The sequence below is a fragment of the Marinobacter sp. G5_S1_61_S3 genome (assembly GCF_054968585.1).
The window spans coordinates 75,805-101,860 of record NZ_JBQKUK010000001.1 but is presented as its reverse complement, the minus strand read 5'-3'; the positions used below and the strand labels follow the sequence as shown (position 1 = coordinate 101,860).

Genomic DNA, 26,056 nt, shown 5'->3' with positions numbered 1-26,056 from the left:
TTATGGCAGGCAGCGCATCAGAGTATATCCAGCACCACCTCCAGAACCTCACCTACGGTAAACTTCCGGCCGGTTACGAGCGTGCGGATGGTTCGGTGATGTCAGAAGCGGGCTGGACCATGGCCCATAATGCCCGGGAAGCCTCCGATATGGGATTCTGGGCCGTTCACGTGGATTCTCTTGGATGGGCTGTTGCACTGGGCGCCCTGTTCCTGATCCTGTTTCGCATGGCGGCCAAGCGTGCTACCTCTGGTCAGCCCAGCGGCCTTCAGAACTTCGTTGAAATCCTGATCGAGTTTGTTGATACCAGCGTGAAGGAGACCTTCCACGGCCGAAACAAGGTGATTGCACCCCTGTCGCTGACCATCTTCTGCTGGGTCTTCCTGATGAACCTGATGGATCTGGTGCCGGTAGACTTCCTGCCCCAGCTGTTCCACATGATGGGTCTGGAATACATGAAGGTGGTGCCGACCACGGACGTTAACGTCACACTGGGCATGTCGCTCTCCGTGTTCTTCCTGATTATCTACTACAGCATCAAGGTCAAAGGTGTTGGTGGTTTTGTCGGCGAGCTGACCCTGCACCCGTTCTCTTCCGACAACTTCTTTCTCAAAGTACTGCTGGTACCGGTCAACCTGCTGCTGGAAGGCGTGAGCCTGCTGGCCAAGCCCATTTCACTGGCACTGCGTCTGTTCGGTAACCTCTACGCCGGTGAGCTGATCTTTATCCTGATCGCCCTGCTGCCATTCTGGGCACAGTGGGCGCTGTCGGTACCCTGGGCCATTTTCCACATTCTGATCATCACGCTGCAGGCGTTCATCTTTATGATGCTGACGATTGTTTACCTGAGCATGGCTCATGAAGACAGTCATTGATCGGAACCATTAAACCGTAGTTTGAAAACCGAAACCCTTAAACTGAAAACCTAACTGAAAACTGGGAGTTATCATGGAAACTGTAGTTGGAATGACCGCGATTGCCGTTGCACTGCTGATCGGCCTGGGTGCCCTGGGTACTGCTATCGGCTTTGGTATCCTCGGTGGCAAATTCCTGGAAGGCGCCGCGCGTCAGCCGGAAATGACCCCGATGCTGCAGGTTAAAATGTTCATCGTTGCAGGCCTGCTGGACGCCGTAACCATGATCGGTGTTGGTATCGCTCTGTTCTTCACTTTCGCCAACCCGTTTGTCGGCCAGATCGCCGGTTAATCGAGTCGCCGCCGGGGAACTTCCCGGTCTGATGATTCTTTACACAACAGGCGAGAGGTGAAGACGTGAACATTAATTTGACGATGATTGGTCAAGCCATCGCGTTCTTTATCTTTGTCGTGTTCTGCATGAAATATGTGTGGCCGCCGATTATGGCCGCACTGCAGGAGCGTCAAAAGAAGATCGCTGACGGACTGGCTGCCTCAGACCGCGCTGCGCGCGATCTGGAACTGGCTCAGGAAAAGTCAGCTCAGGAACTGCGTGAAGCCAAGCAGCAAGCGGCTGGCCTGATCGAACAGGCCAACAAGCGTGCGGCCCAGATTGTGGAAGCATCGAAAGACGATGCTCGCAAGGAAGGCCAGAAGCTGATTGAGCAGGCCAAGGCCGAAATTGAGCAGGAGCGCAATCAGGCTCGTGACGCGTTGCGTGCGGAAATTGCCGCCATCGCGGTTGCTGGTGCTGAGAAGATCCTGGAAACCTCTGTCGATGCCAACAAGCACAGTGAGATGCTGGACAAGCTGGCAGCAGAACTCTAAACGACGAGGTTCATCATGGCACAACTGAGAACGCTGGCCCGCCCTTACGCAAAGGCAGCATTTTCGGCCGCTCAGGACCAGAAGCAACTGGCTGAATGGTCTGAAGTGCTAACCGTTGCCGGGCAGATTACAGCCAACGAAGACATTCGACAGCTTCTCGCCAGTCCAGGCACCGAAGAGCAGAAGAAGGCAGACATGATTCTGGAGTGCGTTGGAGACAACGTCACAGAGTCGGTTCGCAATTTCTTAATGATTCTGGCGGCCAATCGCCGGTTGAGTCTTCTGCCCGAAATTGCAGCGCTCTTCAACACGTACCGGGCTGACTTTGAGCGTACTGTTGATATTGAAGTCACCTCGGCATATGAGCTGACGGACGAACAACAGCAGAAGCTCGCCCAGGCACTGTCGACCAAACTCGAGCGCCAAGTGTCACTCGCAGCGTCAATGGACAAGTCTTTGATCGGTGGTGTGATTGTACGCACCGGCGACATGGTGATTGACGCATCTGTACGCGGAAAGCTGACCAAACTGGCCGACGCTCTGGGCTCCTGATTTCAGCACAAGGTTTGAGGATAAAGGCATGCAGCAACTGAATCCATCCGAGATCAGTGACATCATCAAGAAGAGAATCGAAAAGCTCGATATTTCTTCCGATGCAAAGAACGAAGGTACGATCCTCTCCGTTTCTGACGGTATCGTACTGATCCACGGTCTCGCCGACGTTATGTACGGTGAGATGATTGAATTTGCCAACGGCATATTCGGTATGGCCCTGAACCTGGAGCGTGACTCCGTGGGCGCGGTTGTACTGGGTGACTACGAAGACCTGGCGGAAGGCCAGAAGGTTCGTTGCACCGGCCGCATCCTGGAAGTACCGGTGGGTCCGGAACTGATGGGCCGTGTGGTTGATGGCTTGGGTAATCCCGTCGATGGCAAAGGCGAACTGGGCACCGATCTGACCTCACCGGTCGAGAAAGTGGCTCCCGGTGTTATCGCTCGTCAATCCGTTGATGAGCCGGTCCAGACCGGTCTGAAAGCCATTGACACCATGGTGCCAATCGGTCGTGGCCAGCGTGAGCTGATCATCGGTGACCGCCAGATCGGTAAGACCGCCGTCGCCATCGACGCGATCATTAACCAGAAAGATTCCGGCATCAAGTGTATCTACGTGGCAGTTGGCCAGAAGCAGTCTTCCATTGCCGCGGTTGTGCGCAAGCTGGAAGAGCATGGCGCTATGGATCACACCATCGTAGTTGCCGCCGGCGCCGCCGATCCTGCAGCGATGCAGTTCCTGGCACCCTACTCCGGCACGTCCATGGGTGAATACTTCCGTGACCGCGGTGAAGACGCCCTGATCATCTATGATGATCTGTCCAAGCAGGCTGTGGCCTATCGCCAGATCTCCCTGCTGCTGCGTCGTCCGCCGGGCCGTGAAGCATACCCGGGTGACGTTTTCTACCTGCACTCCCGTCTGCTGGAGCGTGCGTCCCGGATCAACGCCGAGGAAGTTGAAAAACTGACCAACGGCGAAGTGAAGGGCCAGACCGGTTCCCTGACGGCTCTGCCGATCATCGAGACCCAGGCCGGCGACGTTTCCGCGTTCGTACCGACCAACGTGATCTCGATCACCGACGGCCAGATCTTCCTGGAGACCAACCTGTTCAACTCCGGTATTCGTCCGGCGATGAACGCGGGTGTCTCGGTATCGCGGGTGGGTGGTTCAGCCCAGACCAAGATCATGAAGAAGCTTGGCGGTAACATCCGTCTGGCGCTGGCCCAGTATCGTGAACTGGCCGCTTTCGCACAGTTCGCTTCCGATCTTGACGAAGCGACCCGTAAGCAGCTTGAACACGGTCAGCGGGTAACCGAACTGATGAAGCAGAACCAGTACAGCCCGATGTCCGTGGCTGAAATGGGTACGGTTCTGTTCGCAGCCAACGAAGGCTTCCTGGACGACGTTGATGTCGACAATGTAGTGAAGTTCGAAGCACTGATGCTGGACTGGATGCGGTCCGAGCAGAAAGAACTTCTCGACAAGATCAACGAGAAAGGCGATTACAACGATGAAATCGCCGCGAGCCTGAAAGCTGCACTTGAGAAATTCAAGACCACTCAGAGCTGGTAACGAATGGGCCTGCAACGTGTTGCAGGCCGATTTTAGAGCAATGAGTGTCTAACTTGAGAAGGCAGTGAGTTATGGCCGTCGGAAAAGAAATACGTAACCAGATATCCAGCATCAAGAGCACGCAGAAGATCACCAGCGCCATGGAAATGGTCGCGGCGAGCAAGATGCGTAAGGCTCAGGAACGCATGAAGGCGACACGCCCTTATGCGGAAAAGATGCGTCAGGTTATTGGGCACATTGCCAAGGCGAACGTCCAGTACAAGCACCCGTTCATGGTCGAGCGTGAAGTAAAGCGCGTGGGCTATGTGGTGGTGTCTACGGATCGAGGCCTGTGCGGTGGTCTGAACATCAACCTGTTCAAAGCGCTTGTCCGTGACATGCGAGCGTGGAAGGAGAAAGGGGTAGAGGCTGATCTGTGCGCCATCGGGCAGAAAGGTGCTTCTTTCTTCAGGAGCTACGGCGGTAACGTCGTTGCGGCGCTGACCCATCTGGGGGACAGCCCGAGCTCTGACAAACTCATCGGCAACGTCAAAGTCATGCTGGACGCGTTCTCGGAAGGCAAGATCGACCGTCTTTACCTGGTCAGCAACGAGTTCGAGAACACCATGACCCAGACCCCGCAGGTGGAGCAGATTCTGCCGCTGCCTCCGGGGGAAGACGAGGAAGAGATCAAGAACCAGTGGGATTATCTCTACGAGCCCGATGCCAGGCAGATCCTCGATGGCCTTCTGCCACGTTACATTGAATCCCAGGTGTACCAGGGTGTGGTAGAAAATCTGGCATGTGAACAGGCCGCCCGTATGATCGCCATGAAGAGCGCAACTGATAACGCCGGTGGCATCATCGACGAGCTTCAGTTGGCGTACAACAAGGCGCGTCAGGCAGCCATCACCCAAGAGATTTCGGAGATTGTCAGCGGCGCGGCTTCGGTCTGATCCGCCAACAATCCAACTGGTTTTATTGACTATCTAGATAACGAGGAACCGAGCATGAGTAGCGGACACATCGTTCAGATCATTGGCGCGGTTATCGACGTGGAATTCCCACGTGACTCCGTACCCAACGTATATGACGCACTGCTGCTTGAAGGTGGCGAAACAACTCTGGAAGTCCAGCAGCAGCTGGGCGACGGCATTGTTCGTACCATCGCCATGGGCAGCACCGAGGGTCTCAAGCGAGGCCTGAAAGCAGACAACACCGGTAAGGCCATTTCGGTACCGGTTGGCACCCAGACTCTGGGCCGTATCATGGATGTTCTGGGTCGTCCGATCGACGAACAGGGCGAGATCGGCGAAGACGAGCGCTGGGCGATTCACCGCAAGGCACCGGGCTATGCAGATCAGTCTGCATCTGCCGACCTGCTGGAAACCGGCATCAAGGTTATCGACCTGATCTGCCCATTCGCCAAGGGTGGTAAGGTTGGCCTGTTCGGTGGTGCTGGTGTTGGTAAGACCGTCAACATGATGGAGCTGATCAACAACATCGCGAAAGAGCACTCCGGTCTCTCCGTATTCGCCGGTGTTGGTGAGCGGACTCGTGAAGGTAACGACTTCTACTACGAAATGAAGGACTCCAACGTCCTTGATAAAGTAGCGATGGTCTACGGCCAGATGAACGAGCCTCCCGGAAACCGTCTGCGTGTGGCCCTGACCGGTCTCACCATGGCTGAGAAGTTCCGTGATGAAGGTCGTGACGTACTGCTGTTCGTCGACAACATCTACCGTTACACCCTGGCGGGTACCGAAGTATCAGCCCTGCTCGGCCGTATGCCGTCCGCGGTAGGTTACCAGCCGACTTTGGCCCAGGAGATGGGTGAGCTGCAGGAGCGGATCACGTCGACCAAGACCGGTTCCATCACGTCTATCCAGGCGGTCTACGTACCGGCGGATGACTTGACTGACCCGTCCCCGGCGACCACCTTCTCCCACCTTGACGCGACCGTGGTACTGAGCCGTGACATCGCTTCCAAGGGTATCTACCCGGCGATCGATCCGCTTGACTCCACCTCTCGTCAGCTGGATCCACTGGTCATCGGTGACGAGCACTACGAAGTGGCTCGTGGCGTGCAGACCAATCTGCAGCGCTACAAGGAGCTGAAAGACATCATCGCCATCCTGGGTATGGACGAGCTGTCAGAAGAAGACAAGCTGACCGTTGCCCGTGCCCGTAAGATCGAGCGTTTTCTGTCCCAGCCGTTCCATGTTGCTGAAGTCTTCACCGGTTCCCCCGGTAAGTACGTTTCCCTGAAGGAAACCATCAGCAGCTTTAAGGGCATTCTCAACGGTGACTATGATGATATGCCTGAGCAGGCGTTCTACATGGTTGGTACCATTGAGGAAGCGGTCGAGAAAGCGAAGGAAATGAAGAGCAAGGCGAAGAAGTAATCTGAGCCTAAAGCGCTTGTTTCCGGATCGATCAGAGAGGCAACAACATGGGTATGACCGTGCATTGTGACGTGGTAAGTGCCGAAACAAAGATCTATTCCGGATTGGTTGAAATGCTGATCGCAGCGGGCTCTGAAGGTGACCTGGGTATTGCCCCGGGTCATACGCCGCTGCTGACCCAGCTTAAGCCGGGTCCTATCCGGATAATCAAGCAGGGCGGAGAGGAGGAGATCCTCTACGTGTCTGGTGGTTATCTGGAAGTTCAGCCGAATCTGGTAACGCTGCTCGCGGACACAGCTGTCCGTGCCAAGGATGTGGACGAAGCAGCGGCGATCGAAGCTCAGCGTGAGGCTGAGAAGGCACTCGCCAACCAAACGGGTGAGTTCGAGTATTCCCGTGCCGCTGCCGAGTTGGCCGAAGCTGTTGCCCAGCTTCGCACCATCCAGCAGCTGCGCAACAAGATGCGTTAAGCATTTCTGTTCGGGACTGCCGATCACCGAAACCGCATCCTGAGTCGCCTGAGAACAGCGAAACGTTGTCAGGCAACCAAGGGTGCGGTTTTTTTGTATTCAGGCATTGAAACTGGCTACCGATCCGGAGCGTGGTAATCGTATGACTCCCCTTCACGTTGTGATTCTGGCCGCCGGCCAGGGTTCAAGAATGAAATCGTCGCTGCCGAAAGTTCTCCACCGGGTGGCTGGCAAGCCCATGCTCCATCACGTTATTGATACCGCCCGCCAATTGGGCGCCTCCGGTATCCATGGCGTCATTGGACATGGTGCGGAGCAGGTTCGGCAGATTACCCCCGCCGAAGATCTCATCTGGGCACTGCAGGAACAGCAACTGGGCACTGGCCACGCGGTTGCTCAGGCCTTGCCGGCTCTGCCGGATGAGGCTCGGGTGTTGATTCTCTATGGCGACGTACCGCTAACCAACGTTGAAACGCTCCAGAACCTGGTCTCTCAAGTAAGTGATCGTTCACTCGCGTTGTTGACCGTGAACCTGGAAACGCCGGATGGTTACGGGCGTATCCTGCGGGATGACAGTGGCAAGGTGCGTGCGATCGTGGAACAGAAGGATGCCACTGACGCCCAGAAACAAATCCGGGAGGTAAATACCGGCATCCTGGCGGTCTCGTCACGCCACTTGAAGGACTGGTTGCCGCAGCTCTCCAATCGTAATGCTCAGGGTGAGTACTACCTGACCGACATCATTGCCATGGCGGCTGATCGCGGTGTGGAAATCGCCGTTGCCCAGCCTGCCAGCGAATACGAAGTCCAGGGCGTTAACAACCGTCTTCAACTTGCCGAACTTGAGCGCTGGGTGCAGCGTCAGGAAGCGGACCGTTTGATGACTGAGGGCGCCACCCTGGCCGACCCTGCCCGTATTGACGTGCGTGGTGAATTGTCGGTGGGCCAGGATGTCCTGATCGATGTTAACGTGGTGTTTGAAGGCAAGGTGTCCCTGGCAGACGGCGTCAGCGTCGGGCCCGGTTGTGTGATACGGGACAGCCAGATTGCGGCTGGTGCGAAAATTGAAGCGCACTCAGTGATCGAGGGTGCGGATGTGGGTGCAGGCGCCAGTATCGGGCCGTTTGCACGTCTCCGGCCGGGTACCCGGCTGGCGGCCAGGACCAAGGTGGGCAATTTTGTCGAAACCAAGAAAGCCGATGTCGGCGAGGGTAGCAAGATCAACCACCTCAGTTACGTTGGCGATACCTCACTTGGCCGTAACGTAAATGTGGGTGCAGGAACCATCACCTGTAATTATGATGGGGTGAACAAGTCCAGAACCGTTATTGGTGATGACGTGTTTGTCGGGTCCAACACTTCACTGGTGGCACCGGTCAGCGTTGCCTCTGGGTCCACCATCGGTGCGGGCTCTACCATCACCCGTGATGTAGCGGAGAGTGAGCTGGCGGTCGCACGAGCTCGCCAGCGCAATATCTCCGGCTGGGAACGGCCGACGAAAAAGTGATTTGAACGATTTACAACGGACAGGTGAGAGCGACATGTGTGGCATTGTAGGTGCGGTATCAGAAAGGGATGTTCAGGGAATTCTTCTCGAAGGCCTGCGCCGTCTGGAATATCGGGGCTACGACTCCGCCGGCATGGCCGTAATTGACGGCAAACAAGCCATCAACCGGGCCCGCGAAGTGGGTAAGGTTGCGGCCCTGGCCGATGCCATCACTGGAAACGGGCTTGAGGGAGCAGCCGGCATTGCCCATACCCGCTGGGCGACCCACGGTGAACCGTCCCAGATCAATGCCCACCCGCATATGTCCGGTGACCGCCTGGCCATTGTCCACAACGGCATTATCGAGAACTACCAGGAGCTACGGGAAGAACTGAAAGCCGAGGGGTTTGAGTTCACCTCCCAGACGGACACCGAAGTCGTTGCGCACCTTATCGAAAAGCAGTTCCGCCTCAGCAACAGCCTTTACGAGGCCGTGAGCACCGCCATTGAACGTTTGCGCGGTGCCTTTGCGCTGGCAGTGATTCATGCCGACGAGCCAGACCATATGGTGGTGTGCCGTGAAGGCAGTCCGTTGGTGGTGGGTGTCGGCATAGGCGAGAATTTCATCGCTTCCGACCAGCTCGCGTTACTGCCTGTCACCGACCGTTTCATGTTCCTCGAAGAAGGGGATATCGCCGATATCCGTCGTGATCACATTGAGATTCATGATCGTAACAAGCAGCTGGTGGAACGCGCGGTTAACCGTTTTGAACACAGCCAAGACGCTGCCGAAAAAGGCGAGTATCGCCACTTCATGCTCAAGGAAATCCATGAGCAGCCGAGGGTCATACGCGCCACAACGGAAGGCCGGGTTACCAACACCCGTGTGCTGGAACAGGCACTGGGTACCCAGGCTGGCAACCTGCTGGAAGACGTTCGCCATGTTCAGATCATCGCCTGTGGCACCAGTTACCATGCCGGCATGGTGGCACGCTACTGGATAGAGGACCTGGCGGGCGTGCCCTGTTCCGTGGAAGTGGCCTCCGAGTTTCGCTACCGCAAGCACGTGATTCAGCCGGACACCCTGTTCCTGTGTATCTCCCAGTCCGGCGAAACCGCCGACACTCTGGCTGCCCTGCGCCAGGCGAAAAAGGCCGGTTTCCGCGCCGCCATGGCCATCTGCAACGTGCCCGGCAGCTCCCTGGTGCGGGAATCTGACCTGGTGATCATGACCCAGGCCGGCCCGGAAATCGGGGTTGCGTCCACCAAGGCGTTTACCACCCAGTTGACCGCGCTGTTGATCTTCACCCTGGCGCTGGCTCGCCACAACGGCCTGGAAGAGTCGCGCGAAGCAGAAATTGTTGAGGCGATTCGCCTACTACCCAGCCAGGTGGATCAGGTACTGGCACTGGATGGCGATATCGCCGAAATGTCGAAGTCGTTCATGGACAAGAACCACAGTCTGTTCCTGGGTCGTGGCGCCATGTTCCCGGTGGCTCTGGAAGGTGCACTGAAGCTCAAGGAAATTTCCTACATCCATGCCGAAGCCTATCCGGCCGGCGAGCTCAAGCATGGCCCCCTTGCTCTGGTAGACGGGGAGATGCCGGTGGTCACCGTGGCCCCCAACAACGAGTTGCTGGAAAAGCTGAAGTCCAACCTGGAAGAAGTTCGCGCCCGCGGTGGCGAGTTGTTTGTATTTGCCGACCAGGCAGCGGACGTTCGGCCACAGGAGGGTATCCACGTAATGCCGCTGCCGTCGGTACACCCGATCACGTCTCCGATCGTCTACACCGTGCCATTGCAGTTGCTTTCTTATCACGTCGCCGTACTGAAAGGTACCGATGTGGATCAGCCACGCAACCTGGCGAAAAGTGTGACTGTTGAGTAGCGGGCATATACGTAGGCCTGGAGATTGTGGGGTCATAATAAAGTTGGTAACACCATAAAAGAGTTGGTAACTTTATAATAAAGTTGGTAACTAGCGGCCTATGTGGCAAAGTTAGGCTATTCTCCTCGGGAGTGATAGGGAATGGCCAACTACAAACTCGACAAGAAAACCCAGAAGTGGATCAAAGAAGAACGTGGTAAAGGCAGCGGTAAGGATTACCATCCATGGCTGACCGTCAGAGATCTATCTTCCAGGGGGCGCTCGCATCGAGTGATGGGCCACCTGACAGGACGAACTCATCATTTCTTCTCAGATACAGAGTTAGCCGCGTTCCTGCTACTTGAATGGAACCCGGATGTCACCGACATCCGTGAACAATTTCCTCTCCGAATAGAAGACACCCTCTCAGTGGCTGAGCAAGCCAATATTCGCCACCCCGAAGCAGGCGGATACCATCAGATCATGTCCAGCGATTTTGTGGTTGACCTTTCCACGCCTTCCGGGCCAAAGAGATTCGCCGTTCAGGTGAAAACCTCGCCCGACCTCATGGATTCGCGCACAGTCGAAAAACTGGAAATTGAGCGCCGGTATTGGAAACGTAAAGGCATCCCCTGGTATCTGATAACCGAGAAGCAGATGCCTCCTATCGTAATGGCAAATCTGGATCTGCTTTACTCGGCCCGGGTCCAAAGTGAGAGCCTGGAGATCCTATTCCAGAGTTTGCCAATCTATGTCGAGGTGTTGGCAAACAATCCTAATGCCAGGCTATCCGATGTCGGCATGATGGTTGACCATTCCTATTCACTGGAGCCAGGCACATCGCTCGCAAGATTACGGGCGCTGGCAGCTTTAAGGGCATTGACGTTTGATATATCCATTCCCTGGATCAAGCTGGTATCACAAGACTTACAGGTGGTTGAGGACATCGCGCTGCTGAGGGCAAGTTATGCTGCGAATCAATGACGTCTTCCAGCTGGAGCAGGAACGGCATCGCATATTGGCACTGGCGGACCAACATGTGCTCTGGATAAATATTGACTCAGATAAAGCATGGCCGGAGTTGGTAAGAACCGCTGAGATCGAACAATGGATACTTGATGAATCACTGCGCCGGGTAGAAGATCCCTATCAGGAGCTTGCCGCACTGATCGTCGAACAAGGCAGTAAAGCCCAGGTGATTCGGGATCAGCGATATGAATTAATAGCTCATCTGCTTGCTGATGAAGAAATTTATTACCGTAGTGGCAGGGGCCGGTTAGTTCAGTCGCGTAGCGATGAAACTGGCACACCCAGGAAATCGCTTTATAAAAACCTTCGGCAGTACTGGCAGCGCGGTGCAATGCCCAACGCTCTGTTGCCGGATTACCGAAAATCCGGGGGAAAAGGGCAGAAAAAAGTTTCCAAGAAGAAACTGGGTCGACCCCGGAAAACCTCACCGGGTACCGGGATTACCGTTGATGCCTCCATCGAAAAGATGTTCCGTCTGGTACTTGATCGCTACTATGTGAACGACAAAGGCCATTCCCTGCCATACGCCCATAGACGATTCATCGACATGTTCGAGGCCGCCAACCCGAATGTGCAGCCCGAAGATTATCCAACAATTGCTCAAATAAGATATTTCTATCACCGAGAGTATGAGAATGCGGACCGCATTCGCCTTAGAGTAAACAGAATCTCCTACCAAAAAGATATTCGGCCCTTAATAGGGACTGCCACAGCAGGAGTGGTGGGGCCAGGCTCAAGGTATGAAGTTGATGCGACGATTGCCGATGTTTACCTGTTATCGGCCGACCGGCAACGAGTCATCGGTCGTCCTACTCTGTATGTGGTGGTTGATGTTTTTAGCCGCATGGTGACCGGCTTCTACATCGGTTTGGAAAACCCATCCTATGTGACAGCAATGAATGCACTGTCTACGTCGATGTTAGACAAGTCTGAACTCTGTGCCCGTTATGGCGCGGAGATTACTTCAGAGCAGTGGCCAACCGTTGGCGTGCCAGATGCGATTCTCGCGGACCGTGGGGAATTACTGGGGCACCAGATTGAATCCCTGGAAAAAGCATTTGGCGTGCGCATTGAGACCACCCCGCCATACCGGGGAGATGCAAAAGGCATTGTCGAGCGTTATTTCCGAACCCTCCAAGCAGAATTCAAGCCGTTTACGCCCGGTGTGGTAACAGGCACAAAAGTTAGAAAGCAGGGCGGAAAGGACTACAGGCTGGATGCAACGCTAACTCTGGACGATTTCACCCAAATCATGGTCGCCTCGATTCTTCACCGAAATCAATATGCCGTGTTGTCGAAGTACGACCGTGATCCGGATATGCCAAACGATATGGCGTTAACCCCGCTCAATATCTGGAATTGGGGCATAAAGAATCGAACTGGTCGGTTGAAGAACGTATCGGAACAAGCCCTGCGGATTGCTTTGTTGCCGCGTCAAAAAGTCTATCTTTCTGATCTGGGGGTTAGTTGTTTTGGCGCTTACTACACGTCGAAGGAGTTGTTAGCCTCCGGATGGCTCCACCGTAACGGAGAACGCAGAGTCACAGACCTTCAGGCAGCCTACGATCCTGCAGTGGCTGATCATATTTATCTGTTCCCGGAAAAAGACAGTTCGGAATACTGGGTGTGTTCTCTGACCGATCGCTCACGCCAGTTTCGCGGCAAGTCCATGTGGGAGTTATGGACCAGCCAGGAAGAACAGCGAAAAGCCACGAGCGCCGCAAAAGTGGCCGAGACAATCAGTAAACGGGACCTGGAAAATCTGGTCAGCAACACCATCAAAAACGCCGAGCGTTCCCGTCCCACCATCAATAAACAGCAATCCAAAGCCGAAACGGTCAGGGGCATACGAGATAATCGCAAGCAAGAGCGAGATGCTCAAAGGGCCGAACAGACAAAAGCCCGGCAGCCCGACAATAGGAAACCGAAATCTGATGTAACCTACCTACATGGCAAACCCGACGATGGCGCCTATCCGGATTTACTGGATGAGCTGTTTGGAGACGACGAATGACCTTACCTTCCGGCATGGTAACTGCTGTTTACCAGGACACGGGAATACCGTCATACCATGGAAATCCACTGATTGAGGCTTTACCGCCAATTCCAGACCGTAAACAGCTCATAGCCGGGCTCAGTGAGACCACGGAGCTCCGACCGTCCGAAATATATCTGGACGGTCAGAGACGGGTTCATATCATCTCCCAGCTACTGGACGGCTTCTTTCAGCCGCTGGCACGCCATATTGAGCTGGAAGCAAAAATCTCGATCATGCTGCGCCAGGGGTACGTGGGTCGAAACATTGCTACTGGCGACCTCTCGGCCCACTTACAGAACGGCTATGAGCGCATCAAGAGTGGAGACTTGAAGGCATTCCGGTTTGACCATGTTGAGTCGACTGCGAAAAGCTTGGCGTTTATCGGGTGCTCGGGCTCCGGGAAAACCAGCTCTCTGAACCGTATTCTGGCAACGTATCCGCAGATGATTCACCACCCGGAACACAATTTCACACAGATTGTCTTCCTGAAAATCGACTGCCCCCACGATGGTGCTCTCAAGAGCCTATGCCATAACTTTTTCCGGGAAATCGATTCCATTCTAGGAACAGATTATGTCCGGCGCTACGGAGAAAAACGCCACGGCGTAGAAACAATGATTGCGTTGATGTCGCAGCTGGCAAACACCTATGCGATTGGCTTACTGGTCATTGATGAAATTCAGCACTTGAATGTTCGCGCCTCAGGCGGAGCGGAGAAAATGCTGAACTTCTTCGTAACGTTGGTAAACGAGATCTCCGTGCCGGTGGTAATGGTCGGAACACCAAAGGCTCGACCTGTCTTTGAAACCGACCTGAGGTCTGCTCGGCGCGGGGCGGGGTTTGGCTCCATATTATGGGAACCCCTGCGCCAGCCCACAGCTGAAGAAAATGTAGATCGAACCGAATGGGGCGCATTCACAAAAAAGCTCTGGAAGTACCAGTGGCTGACCAAAGCCAGTGACACTATGCCGGATGATTTAAGGGATCTTTGGTTCGACTTGTCTCAGGGCATCATGGATGTCGTCATCAAGTTGTTCGTGTTGTCCCAGATACGGGCGGTTGTAACAGGCACGGAACGAATCACGCCCAATATCATGAAAAAGGTTTATCACGACGAACTGAAGCCGATACACCCGATGATGGAAGCTCTGCGTTCCGGAGACCCGAGCAAGATAGCCCAATACTCAGACCTCACGATCCCTGATGTGGATAAGAAGATTTTGGAGCTCAGTACCCTCCTGGATTCAAGCAAAGACCAGATCCGGAAATCCGTTCAGTACAACGGCAACGATCAGGCAATTCGGCTGCACAACCTGCTGGTTGATATGGGCCATGAATCAGACCTTTTGGAACCGTTAATTCAACGAGCGTTCGAGGAGTACCCTGACCTACAGCTGAAAGACCTGATGCCCATCATTCTTAACTGGTACCAGTCTTCCGAGAAGACGCTACCGGTGACGGGAAAGCAAAAAATCAAATCGATTAAAATGAAAGAATGGCACACCCTTGAGTCAGACGATTTGCGCTTTATGCACTCCCAGGCGGCGAACGAGGACGAAATGCTGGATGCCGCGCGTCAATCGGGTCTGGTTTTTAACAGCGACGAGTGGCTCGGTTTTGGTAACCAGGCTTAGCTGCCATGCTGAACTTCCCGGTTCCGTACCCTGAGGAGCTGATATATAGCACAGTGGCCAGGGCAGGTATTCGGAAAGGAATTGCCAGCCCCAAGGAATTACTGACCGAAATTTATGGCAACCGCAATGTTATTGCAACGCTGGATTTGCCCAATCAATTGTCGAGGATTTCTCGGTGGCTGCCCCCTGATTATAGCGTTGAAGTGATTGCCTACTGCCACACGCTATTCCCCTTGTATGCCCCGTTTATCCCGGAAGAACGCCGAAAACGGTGCCTGGCATGGATGGCTGGAAAATCTCGAGGTGCGGCCCACCTGGCGATGGGTGTCGCTGCATCGCTTGTAAAAGTGCCTGGCCGTGTTCGATATTGTCCCGGGTGCCTCAAAGAGCAACAACGTACCTATGGAGAGTATTTCTGGAAGCGGGAGTGGCAGATAGCCGGAGTGGACTGTTGTGAGAAGCACGGCGAACTCTTACATACGGCCATTACCCGCCCCTTAGTCGATCAGCACCGCTACCATGACGCTTCGCCAGCCACTTGTCCGATATTCCCTCAAAAACCTGCTCGTAACGAATCAAAGATGGTTCTGACTCAGGTTAGGGAGCTATTGGAACAGCGACCGGCCATTTCACCGAGTTATGACCAGTGGTCTTCTCACTACCACCGATTGGCTCAACAGTCTGGTTTTATTCGCGGCCAGGCTCACATTGACCATGCCGCCATTGCCAAGTCTGTTTCAGATCACTGGCCTGCGAGGTTTTTGCGCCGATATGGTTTGGGAATAGATCGGAATTCGGATTACTGCTGGCTACGAGCGATTTTCCGGAAGCACCGGAAATCCTTTAGCTATCTGCAGCACATCGTTGTTCACCAAGCGTTGATCCCTGAGTGCTGGTCTATTACCGATGTTATTGAGGGTGTCAGAGAATTGCCCTTGCCCGTACCTCCAGAATCATTAGAGTCAACCGGAAAGGCACACATTGGGTCTAAAGATGGTTTGACGCCAGATCAGAACGACTGGATTAAAATGCTGGCAGACCGGTCACCGAAAAAGGCCCGTGTGGCGGCCCCGGCACTTTACGCCCGGTTGTATCGGTACGATCGATTGTGGCTGAAGCAGGTCAATCAAGCTCAACCACGAACACAGGTTCTTAAAAGAAAACCGAGAATTGATTGGCGGCAGCGGGACCGGCATTATTTAACCAAACTGCGGGAAATTCTCAGGTTTTTGCGTGCGGCCCCACGCGGCCCCCGGCATTCACAAACGTATTTGCTGAAACAACTGGGTAAGCTCTCCACGCTGGAAAAGACACTCGATCGGTTGCCGCGAACCCGGCGACTGCTGGCACGTTATACCGAAAGCGTTCCCGAATACCAGGTACGGCGGCTGAGAAACGCTTGGTGGGAATTAAAGCAGGAGTTTCAGTACCCACCACGTTGGCGTTTGATCCGTATCGCCGGGCTAAGTGAAACACGGCTTACCGACCAAGCACGGGATTACTTGCATGGCCTCGAAGAGAACGAAGAAGACACCAACGATCAAGGGAATCAAGGACAACAGCCAGGTTAAAGAAATTGGCTCAATGGTTCGTGATCTGCGAACTCCAAACTGGTACATCGAGGTGAAGCTGGATCCGGCCCAAGAAAAGGAAAAGTTTGGCATATCCCAGCTGGGCCTGATACCGAGGCGGCGTGCGTTAAATGTGACAAAGGCCGGAGGCTCCAAAGTTGCCGGTTATGAAAAGGACTTAAAGATAAACAGTACCAGCACCTGGTCGTCTTGCCGGATAGCCGACTGTCCAATAGTAAACATTCGCAGGCAGGGAGACCGGCAGCAATGGTGTTTTAGCTTTGAAGCCGGCGATACACAGTTTTTCCTGCCACAAATAGAAATGGCCCGGGCCCTTTTTTTCCATTCTGCCTACCTGACTCGCCTAGCAATGAACCCGAATGGATTAGACGAGGAATTCGACGTTCAGATGGGTGAGAACCCGAATAGGGCAGAGATCCATATCTTGCCAAGTAGCTCACTGCCTAGGGTAGTGCGAGGTAACCCCAGCCAACGCAGAATGCTGGCGTGGCTTCTGTTGGATAAAAAGGTTCGGAACTCGTTTCAAAGCATCGCCCAATACCAACTGACAGAGGGCGAAGTTAGAAATGGTCGCCGGTACTGGCCGTTCCGTTTCGATCCCCCGCCTTTAGAAAACGTGAAAATGAAGGTGCGAGGTCAATACGCCAAAGAGTCTGAGCTTTTTTTCGTGTATGAAATACACAGTCTTACAAACCTGAGCAGCCAGATCCCGAAAGAGATAGAGTTCTTCGATCCGAAATTCAAGGAGCAAAAAGCAGGGAAAAAAGGCAGTACCACAGAAAGAGGGGGAACGGATGGCCCACCGGAGATTAATGATGACGAGCTGCCAACTACCGGTGCAGATGAGTACGTGCTGGAGGTCCCGGAAGTAGAATTGGAGTTCTCCGAGCCTGCTTACACTACCCGCAAGCCTTCGGATGGCAGACGTAAGTCTGCTGCCAGAAAGGGAAAATCAGAGGGAGGCGTTGTTGATCTGGCTGACGGCACAACGGATGTCAGTACTGATGAGCCAACCGTTCGAGGAGAGCTGCCAGCGGGTGTTTCTGATGGCATTGATGACCAGAGTGAGGATTCACATCTATTCACCCACAAATTTGAAGCATTTATTGCCATGAGCGACCTGTTGGAAATCAAAGGTTGCCGAATCGTGGCTGAAGAAATGATTCCGCTACCGGCGCTGAAAGGTCACTCGAAATATCGACTGCCAGATGGCAACCCAAGATACTTGCTTTACCGTGTGTTCAGATATCAAAACCAGAATTATGCATTGGTGGAGGTTGATACCGTAGGCTCTGAAGCAAGACTCTCGACACTGCTTCTGAAGCAACCATCTGAAAAATACGATTGGCACTCAAAGCTTTCGGCTATGGGCTGGTCGTTGGTGAAGACTTCCTTACGTTGGCCCACCAATAAGAGGCTTGAAAAGGACTTTCCTGCCGGGTTTCGTCGAGTTCCTCATCAACAAAACATCCAATCAAGACTGGGCCGAAAAGACACCGCTACATTGAGCCATTGGATGGGCCGGCTCTATTCTGTACTTGCTGATTTACATACATCCATTTGATCCAGTATGATTGGCGGAGCAAATCGCGGGCGCTCAATGATTACATGGCAGAGATGGCCATGCTTGGCTAAGCTATCGTTTCATTGATTTATGTGTGGCGTGATTGATGGTTTACCGGCAGTAATGATGACCCAGTCAAATTTCTTCAATGATAAAGCGCGCTGCCTAATTGCTGTTATAAATCAGGGAGTAGCGATCAATGGAATGGCGCAAGGATGATTACCTAATAACTGACGATACATCCAAGGTGCAACTGGATGTCGTTCACTGAGGTGGACCCCATCAGTTGGACAGCCTGAAGGTGCAGTTAAGCTCTGATCCGGCTGTATTCCCGGCTCAAGCTGCCAGGGTCATGGGTTGTTGGTAGTACACCTCATCCGGTGTTTGGTAATCAAGGGTTTGGTGGTACCGGGTCTGATTGTAATGCCGGAAGTACCGGTGGAGCGCCTGCTTCAAGTGGCGTCCATCCTCGAAGGCTGTGAGGTAGACGCACTCGTGCTTGACGCTGCGCCAGAGCCGTTCCACGAAGATGTTGTCATGATAGCAGCCCTTGCCGTCCATGCTGATCCGAATGCCATGCTCCTTGAGAGCGCCTGTGAAGGCCTCACTGGTGAACTGGGCACCTTGATCAGTATTGAAGATTTCCGGCGTTCCATGGCGCTGTAGGGCTTCCTCCAGGGCATCGATGCAGAAGTCTGTGTCCATGGTATTGGAGACCCGCCAGGACAGCACCTTACGGCTGTACCAGTCGATAATGGCGACCAAATACATGAAGCCTCGGGCCAGCGGCACGTACGAAATATCCGTTGCCCACACCTGGTTGGGGCGGTCGATTTTCAGCCCTTTGAGCAGGTACGGATAAACTTTGTGCCCGTCGCCCGGAATGCTGGTTCTGGGGCGTGGATACACCGCCTGAATGCCCATGGTGCGCATTAGGCGCTGAACCCGCTTGCGGTTTATCAGGTGGCCTTTGCGCTCCAGATGGACTCGCATCTTACGAGAGCCATAGTACGGCGTTTCCAGATGCTGCTGGTCAATCAGGTACATCAGATCCAGACCCTCCTGACACTGTTCACGAGGGACGTAGTACACCGACGAGCGGCTCAGTTTGAGCAACTCGCACTGGCGCACAATGCTGACTTGGGGATGACCATGCTCGATCATCGCCAACCGGCGTTGACGGCTTACTGATCGAGCTTGCGCGACAAAAAATCGCGTTCCACCGTCAGTCGGCCGATCTCGCGGTAGAGTTCGTCAGAACTGGGCTCGTTGGACTGTTTGCCGGACCTTTTTTTGCCTTCGAAGAGGTCCGGAGCATTCTCCAACAACTCGCGTTTCCAGGTGCTAACCATGGTCGGATGAATCTGGAACCGGGCGGCAATTTCAGATGTGGTCTGGTCACCCTTGAGGGCGGCTAGGGCAACTTTGGACTTGAACGATGGGCTGTATTGCTTGCGTTTCTTGCTCATGATTCTCCTCCTTGTGGAGATGATGAATCAGAGCTTAGGCACCTGTCCAAATTTCGGGGTCCACTTCAATCTTTATGGTTGATGAATTACTGTAAAATTGAGCTTGGGAAGGCATTTTGTTACCAACTTTATTCCGGTCCTACAGCATGATGGGCCCGAAGCCCTGATCGTTTTAGATTGTTATGCCAGCCAGGCCGTCAGAATACAGGCCGTCAGGCTGGCAAGCGTCAGCCCGGACAGGGAAAGAGTAAGACTCCAGCGGAAGGAGGCATCCACGGCCCGGTACCCGGTCAGCCGCTCCATGATCAGGGCATTGGCGGCAAAGGGTGTCCCGAATGCGGTAATACCCCAACCGGTCACCATAGCGATGCCCAGTCCGATCAGGGCCTCTGCCGGCCACAGGGATCCAAGAACACCGCCAACCAGGGTCCCGACAACAATGGGATTGACGCCGCCAAGACCCGCGAGGAAATAAACCCAGGGCACGCAGGCGGCCAGAATCGGCCAGCTCCAGGCAGGCAGATCGGCGTTACCGCTGATCTGGCCCAGGACCACACCACTGATGACTGAACCGATGAAAGCCGAACCGCCGACAATGGCCAGCTCATTACTGACATTCGCCATGTTCGCCATGGGTGGATTCTGCCGGCGGCTCCAGGCCAGCAGACGCGCTCCCACCACAGCACCCAGGCAGGAGAGGGTTACCGCGTAGGCGTAGCTGAGCTCGAACCGATGGCTGAGTACGAAGACTCCCACACAGATCGCCAGAACCAGGCCACCAAACCTGAGCCAGCTTGCCATCCCGGCCTTGTCTGACGGGGCAACTTCTTCCTGGCCGGTTTCCGGGTCCCGCCAGAACAGGCCCATCAGGATCAGTACGACCGAAAAAGGAATGGCCAGCGACAGCAGCTCGATACTGCCAAGGTCTGGCAACAGGGTGAGCGTGAGCACCACCGAAATCGAAAGCGGTGAGAAAGTCGGCGATACCCCGAACCCCCGGAGTACGGCCCGGGTGGCGTTGCGGGTAGCAGCCGAGTCGCCCCCGCGGCGGATACGCTCGCCCACCAGGCTGCCGACGACCGCCACCGAGCCAAAATTCAGCGGAATGGACACCAGGGAGGTGCCAAAGGCCAAGCTCAGGTAACGTGTCAGCGGCTTGCCGCCGAAGAGGCTGGCTGAAATCCGTTGCAGATCCCCGGAACGACCCAGCACGTTGGACAGTAGCATCACCGCCAGCACCAGTCCCGCCAGGCGGGTCATATTGTTCGCGGCATCCACAATCAGGCGCGGGTCCCGGCCCAGCGCGAACACCAGGGCCAGGACGGCAACAAAAACACCACCCTCGGCACCCGACGCATGTCCTGCCAGCCCAGCAGCACCGCCAGGCCCACGGCGACCGCACCCACAAGCGCCATGCCCGGCAACAATGAAAGCACCGCGGCAAGCAGGGCGAGATAGGCGAGAATGGAACGGAACGACTGCAAGAGCATGCTTCCTCTATAAGGCAGGTCAAAATATCATGTCTAAACCAATGAACCTGCTCTTCAATATTAAACTGAATCAGTAACTTTGCTTCTTAATATACTACCTGAATCCGTGATTTGAACTGGCGAAAACCACCTTAAAAGCCTGCACTAACAGGCCGTTGAACGATATAATAGCCTCTGACATCCATTCGCCCAGTCAGTGCTTTTGGCCCATGCGCACTTTCACCCTCCAGCAATCCCGAACCGAAGTCTACACATCCCACGGCGGGCTGGCCCTGGTGGGCCACTGCCTGAACCGGCATACATCGCTGGTCAAAACCGCCCGCACCGTGGTCAAGCGCCACGGTATTCCGAACATCGACCTGATCCGGACCTATCTCGGGCTGGTCACGCAGGGCAAGAGTGACTTCGAGGCAGCCGAATCCGTACGAAGGGACCCGTTCTTCAAATCCGCCATGGGCATCAGGCAGTCGCCGTCTTCAGCCCGCTTGCGGCCGGCAGCGGTTTGATGAAGATGCCCAGGCCCGGAAAGCCTGGACACTGGACCGCGACGGCAAGATGGAAGCGGTACTGTCAGAAGAACTTCCGGACGAACCCGGATTGCGTCGGATCGTCAAGGTGACTGTGCGCACCAGCGATGCCAGTGGCCAGCTGTATCTGGAGCCGGATGTTAGCATCGAAGGCTGGATCACGTCCTTGCCGGCCGACATGGCCAGCGAACAGCAGGTCATGGCGCTGTACAGCGATCACGCCACCAGTGAACAGTTCCACAGTGAATTCAAGACCGACCTGGATCTGGAGCGCCTGCCTTCGGGCAAGTTCCACACCAATAACCTGGTCATGGCCTTCGCCACACTGGGATACAACCTGCTGCGCTGGATGGGCCTGAGACTCACCGGCCCGGATGCGCCGATGCGCCACCCGGCCAAACGCCGTCGCCTGAGGACGGTTATGCAGGAACTCATCTGCATGGCCTGCCGCCTGGTGCACAGCGGCCCGCAATGGCTGCTGCGATTCGGCCGGCACTGTCCGGGCTTTGCCGTTTACCGTGACCTCTATGAAGGCCTTACCGCCTCCGGATAAGCCGGTTCCATAACGGCCGTCACCCTCAAATCACCCGGAAAAATCATGCCGGGGCAATCGGCTATTGTCTGAACATCACATCATGGTCACACAATGATCAATCCCGGGCAGCTGACCGAACCTGTCCTGGGCATTTCCGCCATCAACAACCCGGCTTTGGCCAGATTCCGGGGAAAACTGGCCTGAGTCCTGTCCGGGTGGGTATATTGGGGGGTAGAGTCACTGATTCAGGTGCTGGTCTTCCGACTCATCCACACGGCGAGTCTGGCCACAAAGCTCATCCACCTCTTTCGACAGACGGGCTTCTTCCTCCCGCATGCGGTCATAGCTCATGGCCTTGTGTTTTCTGGTGTTGGCTCGAACCTTGGCGCCATCAATCGCCAGCGTACCAAGCGTGGCCAGCTCCGCCACCCGGGCGATGTGGACCACCTGAGCAAACACAGCCCTGAACGCCCCAGATGTTGCTTGCAGAAATCGCAGATCGTGCGGTGTCTGGGAAAATTACCGGCCGCCAGAACCCGAAAGGCGACATCTTCTTCCAGCTTCCGGGCGATCTTCCGTGATGAAAACACGCCGGTCGCGTACGCATAGATCAACACCCTCAACATCATCCGCGGATCGAAAGGCGAGTTACGCTGACCGCTTCCTTCATAATGGCCGTATGAACCGGAATCATCCCTGACTGGACTGAAGTGAATAACCATGTCTCGCGGCCCCTATAAGAACAGCAGAGTATACAATCGCTCGCCGGACGAGAGAATCTCACAGTGGGTTCTCAAAAACCTATACCATTTCGATGAAATTGAAATGGCCAGTATCTGTTTCCTGAATAATACTGAACCCGTTAGATACTTTGACTGATTTCATGAATATTTAAGGGTATGAACGATACAAAGAATCATAGTCATTACACGCCCTCATCACCACAGAGTTCTTTGGTGTTTGGTCATCGCGTAATAGAAGCAAGAGAATAAAATTTCAAATTAAGCACATGATACAACTAGAACAAAACGATAATGGTAACCCGGCGCGCCGGGTATTTTTCGGGGGAGTGGAATAATGGGCAACGAAAGTCGACAGCTCGAAGGCGCCGTGCTGGGCTTGGTGTATTTCCTGGCCGCATTGATACCAGTTTCTGTCGTGATATACACGGCTCGATTGCTACCCGAGTTTGGACTGGTGATCTACAAGGAACAGTTTCTGGTCTTCGTTCTGACTTTGTGTCTGGTGCTAACGTTTCTACGAAAATCGGCGTTCAAGTCCAGTTCATCTCAGACACATGTGCCCTGGTATGACTGGATTCTTGTCCTGCTCGCGCTGGGTGCAGGCGGATATGTATCGTTCACCTATCACAAGATGGTGGCCACCATGGGCCTTGTCTCAGACGATAAGGTGCTGGTTAGCGTTATCGGGTTGGTGCTTCTGCTGGAAGCAACGCGCCGCCTCGTAGGGTGGACCATGGTGTGTGTCGGGTTGATGGCTTTGGCTTATGCACAGTTTGGGCACTTGCTATCCGGTATGTTCGAAACTCGCCAAATCAATTGGAGCAGGATGGTAACCTACAACTTCCTCGGCGTAGGTGCGGTGCTTGGAACACCTCTCTATGTAGCAGCGACGATCGTCACCGCCTTCGTTCTGTTTGGTCAGATGCTGTTTCTGACGGGCGGTGGAGACGCCATTTCCAATTTTTCTTTTGCCCTGATGGGAAAACGGCGGGGTGGGCCGGCCAAGGTCGCAGTTTTTTCAAGTGCGCTTTTCGGCTCTTTGTCTGGAAGTGCCTCGGCAAACGTGGCCACAACTGGCATGCTCACGATCCCGATGATGAAAAGGGTGGGCTACTCTGACGCCAAGTCTGGTGCCATAGAAGCAGTGGCTTCAACGGGCGGTTTAGTGCTGCCGCCGGTGATGGCCGCCACAGGCTTTCTGATGGCAGAGTTTCTGGGCATCCCTTACGCCAGCATTGCCCTGGCCGCGGCGATTCCGGCCCTGCTGTTCTATTTTTGCGTCTATTTGCAGGTTGATCTGGAGGCAGCAAAGGGCAATATCCTTCCCTATGATGCGAGTCAATTGCCAGACATGAAAACCGCTGGGCGACAGGTGATTCCGGTGGCTTTAGCGTTTGGAGTACTACTTTATGCGCTTTTTGTCCTAACCCAGAGCCCCGAAAACTCAGCCTTTGCGGCCACACTGGCGACCGTGGTATTGAGCGCGCTCTTTCCCGCCATGCGGCAGAATTGGAAAAACTACCTGAAAGTGCTGGCCAGTGCCGGTGAGGCGGTCGTGTTTATTGCCATTATGTGCGCGATGGCTGGACTTGTAGTGGGTGTACTCGGTTTGACCGGCCTCGGTTCATCTCTATCACAGAACCTACTGCAATTGGCCGGAGGCAGTGTTTGGCTGCTACTCATCTTTGCGGCCATTGGCTGTATTGTGTTGGGTATGGGTGTACCGGTGACGGCTACCTACATCATTTTGATTATCCTTGTCGGTCCGGCCTTAGTGACTGCGGGTATCAGCGAATTGTCGGCGCATATGTTTATCTTTTACTTTGGCACCCTTTCTTTTCTGACGCCGCCAGTATGTCTAGCTGTGTTTGTTGCAGCATCGATCGCCGAATCGAATCCCTGGAAAACCGCCCTTTATGCGCTTCGCTTCGCGGCAATGGCCTATATGATTCCGTTTGTATTTGTATTCAACGATGCATTTCTGATGCAAGGAACTGCGATGGAGGTGGTAATGGCTGTGTTTTCCGGTATCGCCGCCGTGGTTTTCCTATCTGCTGGTTTAGTGGGCTACTTCTTCGGTCCAGTTCATCCAGTTGAGCGTTGGCTGGCGTTAGCAATGGGCATTGGAATTTTCATTGTGGCTTCCGTCATGCCGTTGAGCTTTGCAGGTGCTTGGTTACTGCTGGGGCTCTGGTTGCTTTCCCGTCGCCAGCGCAACCATAGTAGGCTTAGGCAACAGCAAAGCCTAAATGTGACGCTATAAGGAAGGCGGCACTTTTTAAAACTGAATGGACTCCTTTTGACCACACTTTAAATAACAACAACGTTTCGGAGGACGAAACCATGCCCAAGATTAAATCGAGCTTTGTAAAAAACATACTGGTAGGCCTCGCCCTGACCAGTACCGCAGCTACAGCCAACGCACAATTTCTCGTCATGGGTGGCAACCCTGCCGGCAGCCTGTTTTACACCCAGGCTCAGGCCTTAGCGACAACGATCAGCAATCACACTGGTTACCGTATAGACGTGTTGCCGCAGTCGGGTAGCGTGTTCTTTCCTATGTTCCAGACCCAGGAAGCTGATATTGGTATCGCGAGTCCGGTGGAGGCCAAGCTGGCCTACGATGCGGAAGGACCGTTTGATGGCGCCAACGGCGGCGATGGCTATTCCATGAGGACGTTAATGCTTGGGTCAGTCAATCGCTTGTCTCTGGTAACCCGTGAAGACGATGACATTAACAGCATCGAAGAATTGCGTGACCGTCGCGTGGTGGCTAACTATGGCGCTTTTGCAGGTTCAACCAAGACGGCCCTGGCGGCATTGGCGAGTGCCGGGCTGACAGAAGACGATGTGGATGTAGTGCCGGTGTCAAGCTACCCCGAGGGCGTACGCGCTGTGATTGAAGGTCGCGCGGACGCGGCTGTTGGATCCGTTGGCAGTGGAATTCTCCAGGAGCTAGACGCTGCACACGGTGCGCGCCTGCTTCCAATTCATACTGATAAGGCGGCCGTCAAGCGGTTGCAGGAAGTCGGCCCGGCTTTTGTACCACTGGAAGTAGATGCTGGTCCGGTCGGCATTGCCGAACGGACCCCAGTGCTGAGCTATCAGACGACGCTATATACGCGGCCAGATCTCGATGAGCAGGTCATACAGAACATTATGGAAGCACTTTGGAACAATGCGGATGAACTGCCGGCTATCACCCGCACATTGTCCACGTGGCAGCCTGATAACTATGCGAATACAGACGTAGTGATTCCATTCCATCCGGCAGCCATCGAATTCTACAAAGAAAAGGGGGTCTGGACAGATGAGCTACAGGCACGGCAGGACGAATTGCTGAATCACTGACGGGATACTT

General features: G+C 54.5%; 18 protein-coding genes and 3 pseudogenes. 18 read left to right on the top strand and 3 right to left on the bottom strand.

Annotated features, from left to right (window positions below):
- The first annotated feature begins 2 nt into the window (after positions 1-2).
- The 15 genes from atpB to ACTRWH_RS00370 all read left to right on the top strand — a co-directional run bounded on the left by atpB (position 3) and on the right by ACTRWH_RS00370 (position 17,931).
- Positions 3-875 carry a F0F1 ATP synthase subunit A gene (gene atpB, locus ACTRWH_RS00440; RefSeq protein WP_036211714.1) on the top strand — a complete coding sequence of 291 codons (873 nt, stop codon included), beginning with the start codon at positions 3-5 and terminating at the stop codon, positions 873-875.
- A 73-nt stretch (positions 876-948) separates the two neighbouring features.
- Positions 949-1,206 (top strand): F0F1 ATP synthase subunit C, encoded by a 258-nt coding sequence (gene atpE / locus ACTRWH_RS00435; RefSeq protein WP_012138088.1) that lies wholly within the window; start codon positions 949-951, stop codon positions 1,204-1,206.
- 65 nt (positions 1,207-1,271) lie between these two features.
- Positions 1,272-1,742 carry a F0F1 ATP synthase subunit B gene (locus ACTRWH_RS00430; protein WP_036211711.1) on the top strand — a complete coding sequence of 157 codons (471 nt, stop codon included), beginning with the start codon at positions 1,272-1,274 and terminating at the stop codon, positions 1,740-1,742.
- 15 nt (positions 1,743-1,757) lie between these two features.
- A complete protein-coding gene (locus tag ACTRWH_RS00425; protein ID WP_007153009.1) occupies positions 1,758-2,294 on the top strand; it encodes a F0F1 ATP synthase subunit delta in 537 nt (178 codons plus the stop codon).
- A 28-nt stretch (positions 2,295-2,322) separates the two neighbouring features.
- Complete coding sequence (gene atpA, locus ACTRWH_RS00420; RefSeq protein ID WP_036211708.1) at positions 2,323-3,867, top strand: F0F1 ATP synthase subunit alpha; 1,545 nt, start codon at positions 2,323-2,325, stop codon at positions 3,865-3,867.
- Between the two features lie 71 nt (positions 3,868-3,938).
- Complete coding sequence (atpG, locus tag ACTRWH_RS00415) at positions 3,939-4,802, top strand: F0F1 ATP synthase subunit gamma (RefSeq protein WP_036211705.1); 864 nt, start codon at positions 3,939-3,941, stop codon at positions 4,800-4,802.
- Positions 4,803-4,856: 54 nt separating this feature from the next.
- Positions 4,857-6,251, top strand: a complete 1,395-nt coding sequence (gene atpD / locus ACTRWH_RS00410) for a F0F1 ATP synthase subunit beta (RefSeq protein WP_036211702.1) — start codon at positions 4,857-4,859, stop codon at positions 6,249-6,251.
- 47 nt (positions 6,252-6,298) lie between these two features.
- Positions 6,299-6,721: a F0F1 ATP synthase subunit epsilon gene (locus ACTRWH_RS00405; RefSeq protein WP_007153013.1), complete on the top strand. Its 423-nt coding sequence runs from the start codon at positions 6,299-6,301 to the stop codon at positions 6,719-6,721.
- A gap of 142 nt (positions 6,722-6,863) precedes the next feature.
- A complete protein-coding gene (gene glmU / locus ACTRWH_RS00400; protein WP_075196412.1) occupies positions 6,864-8,228 on the top strand; it encodes a bifunctional UDP-N-acetylglucosamine diphosphorylase/glucosamine-1-phosphate N-acetyltransferase GlmU in 1,365 nt (454 codons plus the stop codon).
- A 34-nt stretch (positions 8,229-8,262) separates the two neighbouring features.
- Positions 8,263-10,095 (top strand): glutamine--fructose-6-phosphate transaminase (isomerizing), encoded by a 1,833-nt coding sequence (gene glmS, locus ACTRWH_RS00395; protein WP_036211699.1) that lies wholly within the window; start codon positions 8,263-8,265, stop codon positions 10,093-10,095.
- Between the two features lie 141 nt (positions 10,096-10,236).
- Positions 10,237-11,058, top strand: a complete 822-nt coding sequence (locus ACTRWH_RS00390) for a TnsA endonuclease N-terminal domain-containing protein (RefSeq protein ID WP_091704497.1) — start codon at positions 10,237-10,239, stop codon at positions 11,056-11,058.
- Complete coding sequence (locus tag ACTRWH_RS00385) at positions 11,042-13,117, top strand: integrase catalytic domain-containing protein (RefSeq protein ID WP_286811843.1); 2,076 nt, start codon at positions 11,042-11,044, stop codon at positions 13,115-13,117. Before ACTRWH_RS00390 ends, ACTRWH_RS00385 begins: the two co-directional genes overlap by 17 nt.
- Positions 13,114-14,775: an AAA family ATPase gene (locus tag ACTRWH_RS00380; protein ID WP_091704491.1), complete on the top strand. Its 1,662-nt coding sequence runs from the start codon at positions 13,114-13,116 to the stop codon at positions 14,773-14,775. The genes ACTRWH_RS00385 and ACTRWH_RS00380 overlap by 4 nt, the downstream gene beginning before the upstream one ends.
- 5 nt (positions 14,776-14,780) lie before the next feature.
- Positions 14,781-16,346, top strand: coding sequence for a TnsD family Tn7-like transposition protein (locus tag ACTRWH_RS00375; protein ID WP_286811842.1), 1,566 nt, complete (start codon positions 14,781-14,783; stop codon positions 16,344-16,346).
- Entirely contained in the window at positions 16,282-17,931 is a 1,650-nt protein-coding gene (locus ACTRWH_RS00370) for a Tn7-like element transposition protein TnsE (protein WP_286811841.1), read from the top strand. Before ACTRWH_RS00375 ends, ACTRWH_RS00370 begins: the two co-directional genes overlap by 65 nt.
- A 336-nt stretch (positions 17,932-18,267) precedes the next feature.
- Here ACTRWH_RS00370 and ACTRWH_RS00365 read toward each other — a convergent pair.
- Positions 18,268-19,400 (bottom strand): IS3 family transposase gene (locus tag ACTRWH_RS00365; RefSeq protein ID WP_338355153.1). Its coding sequence is split into 2 segments (ribosomal slippage): positions 18,268-19,118 and positions 19,118-19,400, totalling 1,134 coding nucleotides; the frame shifts between segments, so codons are not numbered across the junction.
- A 180-nt stretch (positions 19,401-19,580) separates the two neighbouring features.
- Positions 19,581-20,890, bottom strand: a pseudogene (locus tag ACTRWH_RS00360) (hypothetical protein).
- A gap of 209 nt (positions 20,891-21,099) precedes the next feature.
- Between ACTRWH_RS00360 and ACTRWH_RS00355 the strand changes: the two are divergent.
- A pseudogene (locus ACTRWH_RS00355) lies at positions 21,100-21,970 on the top strand (transposase).
- A 234-nt stretch (positions 21,971-22,204) separates the two neighbouring features.
- On the opposite strand, the pseudogene ACTRWH_RS00350 reads toward ACTRWH_RS00355, so the two are convergent.
- A pseudogene (locus ACTRWH_RS00350) lies at positions 22,205-22,632 on the bottom strand (transposase); the annotation flags it as partial.
- A 397-nt stretch (positions 22,633-23,029) separates the two neighbouring features.
- On the opposite strand from ACTRWH_RS00350, the gene ACTRWH_RS00345 reads away from it, so the two are divergent.
- Together ACTRWH_RS00345 and ACTRWH_RS00340 are read left to right on the top strand one after the other, a co-directional pair.
- Positions 23,030-24,958 (top strand): TRAP transporter permease, encoded by a 1,929-nt coding sequence (locus ACTRWH_RS00345; protein WP_339649759.1) that lies wholly within the window; start codon positions 23,030-23,032, stop codon positions 24,956-24,958.
- A gap of 80 nt (positions 24,959-25,038) precedes the next feature.
- On the top strand, positions 25,039-26,046 hold the full coding sequence (locus tag ACTRWH_RS00340) for a TAXI family TRAP transporter solute-binding subunit (protein WP_338355150.1): 1,008 nt from the start codon (positions 25,039-25,041) through the stop codon (positions 26,044-26,046).
- Positions 26,047-26,056: the final 10 nt, after the last annotated feature.